Raw genomic sequence first — 7,441 nt, 5'->3', positions numbered from 1 at the left:
GATTTTTCCCTGTTGGCTATCGGGTGCATCGCTGCGCGTGATGTCGGCCATTTCCGCCTGCTTTTCTATGGAAGAAACGGCCGGAGGTGACCTTTACACCTCGATGATCGAGCGAATCTTGTTTGCCAAACCGTCGACAGCAAAGGGCTTGGTGATCATCTGCATGCCCGGTTCGAGGTGACCGGCCCCGAAGGCGGCGTTCTCTGCGTACCCGGTCATGAACAGCACCCTGAGGCCAGGTCTCGTAGCTCGGGCTTGATCGGCAAGCTGGCGCCCATTGAGGCCGGGAAGGCCGACATCTGTGACCAGAAGGTCGATCCGCACGTCGGATTGCAGGAGGCACAGGCCAGCTGGCCCGTCCGGAGCCTCCCACGTCCCGTAACCAAGCTCCCCCAGCACTTCAACGACCAAGGCGCGCACGGTGTCATCGTCCTCGACGACCAGGACCCTCTCGCCGTTCTCGGCGCGTGGCGTCTCGCCCCTGATCGTGCCGGTCTCCTCGACCGTGCCGTGATAGCGGGGAAGATAGAGTTTCACCGAGGTGCCCTTGCCAGTCTCGGAGTGGATCTTGACGTTGCCCTCCGACTGTTTGGCGAACCCGTAGATCATGGACAGGCCGAGTCCGGTGCCCTGGCCGATGGGCTTCGTCGTGAAGAAAGGGTCGAAGGCCCTGGCGATGACGTCGGGCGGCATGCCGGTCCCCGTGTCGGTGACGCATACGCAAACGTACTGGCCGGCGCGCACCCCAATCTCGCGTGCGACGTAGGCATCATCCAGGTACGAGTTTGCCGTCTCGATAGTGAGCCTACCCCCGTCCGGCATCGCGTCGCGCGCGTTGATGGCCAGGTTCAGGATGGCGTTCTCGAGTTGGTTCGGGTCGCAGAGTGTCAGCCAGAGTCCGCCTGCCACGGCCACCTCCAAGCGAACGCGCTCGCCCAGTGTGCGGCGCAGCAGATCATCCATGGAGCCCACCAGCCGATTCACATCGACAGGCTTCGCCTCCAGCGGCTGACGGCGCGAGAAGGCGAGCAGACGGTGCGTGAGGGCGGCCGCGCGCTGGGCCGACGCCATGGCGAGCCCAGCGTAGCGTGTGAGATTCTCCGTCCGTCCCTCGTTGATGCGTGTCTGCATCAGGTCGAGCGAGCCGACGATGCCGGTGAGCAGATTGTTGAAGTCGTGAGCGATGCCGCCGGTCAGTTGGCCCACCGCCTCCATCTTCTGCGACTGGCGCAGTTGCTCCTCGGCTTGCTCCCGCTCGGCGATAGCATCGCAAACCCGAGCCTCAAGCGTGTCGTTCAATTCACGTAGGGCGACCTCGGACGCCTTAGTGGCCGTGACGTCGTAGACCACGCCGACATGTCGCTGCTCGGCCGACGCATCTTCACGCATCACCTCCCCGCGGCGGGCGAGCCAGCGCATCTCGCCGGTGTCCGCCATCCGGACACGCATCTCCTTATAGGGCAGCTCCCCGGCCTCGCACACGCTTGGGTCGAGCAACGGGCCACCCTCAGAGACGAGAGCGTTCACTGCGCTGACCGACAGTGTCTCGGCAGGCACAACGCCGAGCAGATTGCAGAATTGCGGTGAGACCTGGACGGTGCCGAAACCGGGAACATAATCGAACGTCCCAATGCGTCCGGCAGTCTGGGCTATGCGCAGCCGCTCCTCGACTCGCTTCTGTTCTGTGATGTCGACCAAGGCACCCGTGAAGCGCACCGGGTTGCCGTCTGCTCCATACACACAGCGTCCACGGGCATGGACCCAATGGATCGCGCCGTCTGGCCCCTGAAGGCGGTACTCCCTGTCGAAGACCTCAGCGCCGTTGAGGATGCCGCTTACCGCAAGGCGCACCCGCAGGCGATCCTGAGGGTGGACGTGGTTGAAGAAGGTCGCAGTGGCCACACCCTCGGCGCCCAAGGCCCGCTCGATACCGTTGAGGAGAGCGAAGCGGTCGTCGACGTGGAGGCGCTTCCCTGAGATGTCCCAATCCCAGGTGCCTGCGATGCCGCCGGAGTTGATGGTAATCTTCAGCTGCCGCTGCGCGTCGGCCAGGCGACGCTCAATATGGGCCAAGCGTTCTCGCGCGACGGCTCCCTGACGCGATGGCGTCACATCCACTTGAGAGCCGAAGAAGTTCACGAGTTCGCCGGCTTCGTCGAAGACAGGGCTGAGATAGAGCTCGTTCCAGAACGTGCCGCCGTCTTTGCGGTAGTTCAGGAGTTGGACTTTTACATCCCTCTGTCCGGCGACGGCGTCTCGTATGGAGGCCACGGTGGCGGGATCCGTGTTGGGCCCCTGGAGAAAGCGACAATTGCGCCCGAGCACCTCGTCAGCCCCGTACCCCGTCAATGCGAGGAAGGCATGGTTGGCGAACACGATGGGGTTGTCGTGGATTTGCGGGTCCGTGACGATCATCGGTTGCCGGGTGCGTTCCAAGGCGGCGAAGAAGGGCCCGGCACGAAGGCGCATCGCCGCGCTCGACTGAGCCAGAATGGTTGGCCTCCCGCCGGATAGCGGGTCCATTCCGGCATCGTTGATCGGGCTCGTCACGACTCCGTCTCACCGATAGCGCGGTCGATAAAACCGTCGATGAGGACCTTCAGACTCGCCAGGGACGGCAGGTCCATCAGCATGGCGATGTAGCCGCGAATGTCGCGCTCGCGCACAGAGAAGTTGATGTAGAGAAACAGGACAAGGGCGTCTGTTCCCCCGTCGCCGACCACCCGGAAGATCCGGTAGCCGTCTCCCCTGATGACCTCCGGCAGAGACATGCGAAGCGTGCGCTGAAGGAGGTTCGCCATCGTGGCGAGGCAGCCGTTCAGGATGACGTTGCCTATCTCCGTGAATGCCTCGTCCTCAAGCTCCGTGATCTCCTCCGCGGGCAGACTCCCGCCCGCTACCGCACGGACGAGTTCTCGCCCGTTCTCCTCAGGAAAAATCAGAAGGGCGCGCCCGGTGAATGCGCCGGTAAAGTCCTGCTGGACGACTACGAGCTCGGACGCCTCACGCTCGCCAATCATCCGAGCGGCCTGGGCCTGGGATACGATTTCCACGGCTGGTACTGAAAGGAGTACTTGGACTCCGATCATCTTGCGCAGGCTCGCGGCAGCCTTGCTGACGCCGATGTTGACGAGCTCGGTGAACGCGTCGCGCTGAAGTTCAGTGAGGTCGACGGCGCCCGTCGTCACGACGCTGCCCTGCGCAGCCTGAGCGCGGCACCTGACAGGAACCCCAGGAGCCCCTCTTCGGTCAGTGGCTTCGGCAGGAAGGTGGCGTCGACGCTGCGGGCACGCGCGATGATTTCATCCTGGATGTTGGCCGAGACAACGGCGATAGGCATGCTGGGCTTGGCGGTCCTAAGGTCGCCGGCCAGTTCGAGACCATCCTTGCCCGGCATGTTGAAGTCGAGGAGTGCCACATCGACCTGACGCTCGTCGATCAAAGCCAAAGCCGCATCAGCGCTGGCCGCCTCGGCAACTTCCCAGTCCGGCTTGAGCTGGCGCAGGAGCTTGGCGGCGACGAGGCGAGCGAGCTTGCTGTCGTCGACGATGAGGACGGTGGTCATCATGAAGGGCGATTCTGTTTGGATTGCTGCACGCGACGGGCCGGATGCGAGACGATGAGCGCCTTTATGCGACGGTGCCGCTCCAGGGCATAGCCTCTGGCATCTAAGAGATTGAGTTATTCTGGCCCGAGCGGAGTCAGCCAAGCGTCAACGAACGGGTCGCCACAGGGACCCAAGACCGTAGGCCGCATCCGAAGCAGGACTTGGTACACTGCGGTGTGCATGCGTGTGCAGGCGGTCCAGTTCACCGGCGCGTTCGGATCGTCGAGGATCAGTGCGGCGAGGGTCTCTGCATCCTCTACCGGACAGACCCCTTCCAGGCGGATCGGCGCCCCTGGCTCCGCATCGGTTTGGCGAACGACGGCCATCACCTTCCCTCCCAGGTCTGTCGTCCGACTGACGGCGCGCTCGCGAGAATGGAGGCAGGATCGAGAACGAGCAGCACGCGACCGTCCCCGAGCAGGGTCGTACCCGCGACACCAAGCACAGACCTCACGAGGCCGGAGGGTGGACGGATAATGGCGTCGATGCGTTCCTCGAAGCGGTCAACCTCCAGGGCGATGGTTCCCTCAGCGGCCCGGACGATCAGCAGCAACGCCTCCTGGGTCGCAAGGGAAACGCCCTCGTGACCGAGCAGGTCAACAAGCCTGACGACCGGAACCGTCTGGTCACGCAGCACCGTCGCGTTCCCGCCAGCGACGGCATGGATGCCCGCCCGGGGCTTGCGTACGACTTCGACGATGGCATCCATCGCGACGCCGTAAGATTCCCCACTCGCCCTGACCACCATGACCCGAGTGAGCGCGATGGTTCGGGGCAGGTGCAGGCGCACCACGGTGCCGCGACCTATCCGGCTCTCGACCGAGACGCGGCCGCCCATGCGTTCCGCCGCCGCACGAACTGCATCCATACCGACGCCACGGCCTGACAGGGCGCCGATGACCTCCGCCGTCGAGAAGCCCGGTGCGAAGATCAGGTCGGTGACCGCGTCGTCGTCCATCGCCGCGACGGCCTCGGTCGAGCGGAGGCCGCGCTCGACCGCTCGGCGGCGAAGGAAGGCCGGGTCGATGCCGCGTCCGTCGTCTGAGACCGTCACGACGACGCTGTCACCGTCCTGCGAGGCCTCGATGCGAATGTGCCCGGCTTCGGGCTTGCCGCCGCGTCGCCGCGTCGCCGCGTCCTCCAGTCCGTGGTCGAGGGCGTTTCGCACGACGTGCAGGAGCGGTTCGAACAGGCTTTCGACGATGCCCCTATCGGCCTCTGTATCCTCACCCTCGATGTGGAGGACGACGTTCTTGCCGAGAGCGCGCGCGGCCTCGCGAACGAGGCGCGCGAAGCGGCGGAACACCTGCGACAGTGGCGTGAGCCGGAGCGACATCACACTTCGGTGCAAGGTGATCGAGAGTCGGCCGATATTTGTGTCGGCCTCGCGAATCGCGCGGATCAGCGTGCCCGCGCTTTCGCCCGCCTCGGCCCTGGTGGTGAGATGGCCAAAAGCATTGCGCGCGATGACGAGCTCCCCGATGAGGGCAAGCAGGGCGTCCAGTCGGGCAGCGTCGACCCGCAGCGTGCGGACCGCGTCCCCACCGAGTGGCTGCGATTGTTCCGTCGGCTCGCTCGCCTCCGTCGGCGAAGGCCCCATCGGGCCACCGGCAAGGACACTTTCAATGACTTCTCGAAGGGCATCGGAACCCCGCCCGAGCATCCGCTCACAGCGCCTGGCGTCGCCGTCTTGTCCGACCGAGAGAAGCGCGTTCGCTGCCGCCCTCGCGGAGGCTTCCAGGCGGCCTGCATCCGTGTCGGAGCCATTCATGGCGGCCAGGACCCGAACCTGTTCCGCGAGGATCGCGGCGGCGACGGCACCCGAGGCGGGCGTCACAGCCGGCTCTGCCATGGCGGCCCGCGTGCCACCTGGCATGTCCACGACTGTGACTTGGTCGCCGACGAGCCGAAAGACCGCCTCCGCCTCTTCGCGTGGAGCGGCCGTCAGCAGCGTGATGTCGAGGTTGCACGCGAAGGCGTCGAACTCCTCGCCCGACCGCCAAGGAGCGGCCGGTGCGACCGAGACGGCCAGGAGTCCTGGCACCTTACGAACCAGCCCGAGCGGGTCGTCCCCGGTGAAGAAACAGTCATCCCGGGGGCGATAGCGTACCGCAGTCGATGGCTTCCCGCCGAAGTCGGCGGAGGCATCGACGAGTTGGAGCGCCCATCCGGGTAGGACTGCCGCATCCGCGCCCCGCGCCTTTGGTCCGGGTGTCAGGAGATGACGGTATCGTTCCGCCAGGGCGCCGGCCTCGGCGGTGGCGCCCCCCGGCAACTGGCCCGTCTTCTCGATCGAATCGGCCCACCGCGCGGTGGCGTCGAGGGTCTCAAGGGATACGTCGATCAGGTTCGCGTCGGCCGGGACCGTTCCGGTCCGTGCCGCGGAGAGGCCGTCCTCCGCGGCATGCAGGAGCGCGAACCAGGGCGGGTAATCGAACAGCCCGACTGAGCCCTTGAGCGTGTGGAAGGCGCGGAACACGCGGTTCACTGCCTCCACGTCGCCCGGTGACGCCTCCAGGGCGAGCAGGTCCTCTGCTGCGGACTGGACGAGCTCGCGCGTCTCGATGAGGAACTGTTCGAGAAGCTCTTTCACGGACGCCGTCCCGCCAGCGCCCTGGCATACGCGACCAGCACGCCCTCGGGGAGAGGCTTTACCAAGTAGAAGTTCGCGCCTACGGCTCGAGCGGCCTCCCGGTCACCGTCACCGGCCTCGGTGCTGGTCATCAGGACGGGTATCGAGCGGACCATTGGCTCGCGGCCACGCAGGGTGTGCAGGAAGCTGAAGCCGTCCATCTTCGGCATGTTCACGTCCACGACGAGCAGGTCGTAGGTCGTCGTCAGTACCCGCTCCAGCCCCTCAATCCCGTTAAGCGCCTCATCCACGACGAAACCCGCCCGCTCCAAGGCGCTGCGATAGTACATCCGAACCAGGCTCGCATCGTCGATGACGAGGACCCGCGGCGCGTCGACGGGCTCGGATGCGGTCTCAGACATGCTCGCCCTCGCGCGGCCGCCGGTAGACAATGGCGTCGTCGTAGCGGCAGACCCTGAACAGCGGGGAAATCCGGCTCATGCTCTCCGTGTGGCCGAGGCACACGAAGCCGCCCGGAACGAGGACATCGTAGATGTTGTCCGCTGCGAGCCGCCGGGACGCGTCGTCGAAGTAGATCAGCACGTTACGGCAGAACACGACATCGAAGAGGCCATGCACCGCCATCTCTGCGGTGTCGGTCAGGTTGCAGGGCGTGAAACGAACCGAGTCGCGCAGCTCCGCGAGGATGCGCCAGGAAGGGCCGAGGCGCGTTTCCTCGCGCACGAAGTAGCGCGCGACGAGCTCGGGGCTGAGGCGCATCAGTGCCCGTTCCCCGTAGTGACCCTCCTCGGCGGCGGCGAGTGCCCTGGTGTCGATGTCCGAGCCGACGATCTCGACATCGTAGCGGTCGACCTCCGGCCAGGTCTCCAGGAGCCATATCGCCACCGAATACGGCTCCTCGCCCGTTGAGCATGGCATTGACCATATCCGCACCGTCGACCCTGGGGGCTTGCGACCGACGAGCTCGGGCAACAGCGAGGATGTCAGGCAGCGGAGCTGGTGGTCCTCGCGATAGAAGTAGGTCTCGTTGATGGTGAAAGCGTTGATGAGCTTCTCGACCTCACCGTCCGCATCGGAGCGCAGGAGGGCGAGGTAGACCCCGAACGAGCGGGACAACGTGGCCTTCATGCGCTCGGCGAGGCGCCGGTCGACGAAATAGCGCTTAGCCGGTGTGAACAGCATGCCGGTGCGGCGGTACAGGAATTCGCAGAAGCGCGCGAAGTCGGCGTCGGTCACGGGTG

The 7,441-nt window shown here is 65.5% G+C and carries 7 protein-coding genes; all 7 read right to left on the bottom strand.

Annotated elements, in window-relative coordinates; all coding sequences use genetic code 11:
- Positions 1 to 93 precede the first annotated feature (93 nt).
- Complete coding sequence (locus MGN01_RS20025) at positions 94 to 2,523, bottom strand: hybrid sensor histidine kinase/response regulator (RefSeq protein WP_147048602.1); 2,430 nt, start codon at positions 2,521 to 2,523, stop codon at positions 94 to 96.
- Between the two features lie 23 nt (positions 2,524 to 2,546).
- Complete coding sequence (locus tag MGN01_RS20020; protein ID WP_147048596.1) at positions 2,547 to 3,188, bottom strand: chemotaxis protein CheX; 642 nt, start codon at positions 3,186 to 3,188, stop codon at positions 2,547 to 2,549.
- Positions 3,185 to 3,568 carry a response regulator gene (locus MGN01_RS20015; RefSeq protein WP_147048595.1) on the bottom strand — a complete coding sequence of 128 codons (384 nt, stop codon included), beginning with the start codon at positions 3,566 to 3,568 and terminating at the stop codon, positions 3,185 to 3,187. Before MGN01_RS20015 ends, MGN01_RS20020 begins: the two co-directional genes overlap by 4 nt.
- Positions 3,569 to 3,681: 113 nt before the next feature.
- Positions 3,682 to 3,933 carry a hypothetical protein gene (locus tag MGN01_RS20010; RefSeq protein WP_147048594.1) on the bottom strand — a complete coding sequence of 84 codons (252 nt, stop codon included), beginning with the start codon at positions 3,931 to 3,933 and terminating at the stop codon, positions 3,682 to 3,684.
- A complete protein-coding gene (locus MGN01_RS20005; protein ID WP_147048593.1) occupies positions 3,933 to 6,200 on the bottom strand; it encodes a chemotaxis protein CheA in 2,268 nt (755 codons plus the stop codon). Before MGN01_RS20005 ends, MGN01_RS20010 begins: the two co-directional genes overlap by 1 nt.
- Complete coding sequence (locus MGN01_RS20000; protein WP_147048592.1) at positions 6,197 to 6,601, bottom strand: response regulator transcription factor; 405 nt, start codon at positions 6,599 to 6,601, stop codon at positions 6,197 to 6,199. The genes MGN01_RS20005 and MGN01_RS20000 overlap by 4 nt, the downstream gene beginning before the upstream one ends.
- A complete protein-coding gene (locus MGN01_RS19995) occupies positions 6,594 to 7,436 on the bottom strand; it encodes a CheR family methyltransferase (protein ID WP_147048591.1) in 843 nt (280 codons plus the stop codon). The genes MGN01_RS20000 and MGN01_RS19995 overlap by 8 nt, the downstream gene beginning before the upstream one ends.
- Positions 7,437 to 7,441: the final 5 nt, after the last annotated feature.

The sequence above is a fragment of the Methylobacterium gnaphalii genome (assembly GCF_007992215.1).
In the GTDB taxonomy this organism is placed as follows: domain Bacteria; phylum Pseudomonadota; class Alphaproteobacteria; order Rhizobiales; family Beijerinckiaceae; genus Methylobacterium; species Methylobacterium gnaphalii.
This window is presented reverse-complemented; position numbering and strand designations above follow the sequence as displayed.

Bases quoted from the DNA above. Each gene is read 5' to 3' on its own strand.
- MGN01_RS20025 (WP_147048602.1), bottom strand. From the start codon at position 2,523: ATGGACCCGCTATCCGGCGGGAGGCCAACCATTCTGGCTCAGTCGAGC.
- MGN01_RS20015 (WP_147048595.1), bottom strand. From the start codon at position 3,568: ATGATGACCACCGTCCTCATCGTCGACGACAGCAAGCTCGCTCGCCTC.
- MGN01_RS20010 (WP_147048594.1), bottom strand. From the start codon at position 3,933: ATGGCCGTCGTTCGCCAAACCGATGCGGAGCCAGGGGCGCCGATCCGC.
- MGN01_RS20000 (WP_147048592.1), bottom strand. From the start codon at position 6,601: ATGTCTGAGACCGCATCCGAGCCCGTCGACGCGCCGCGGGTCCTCGTC.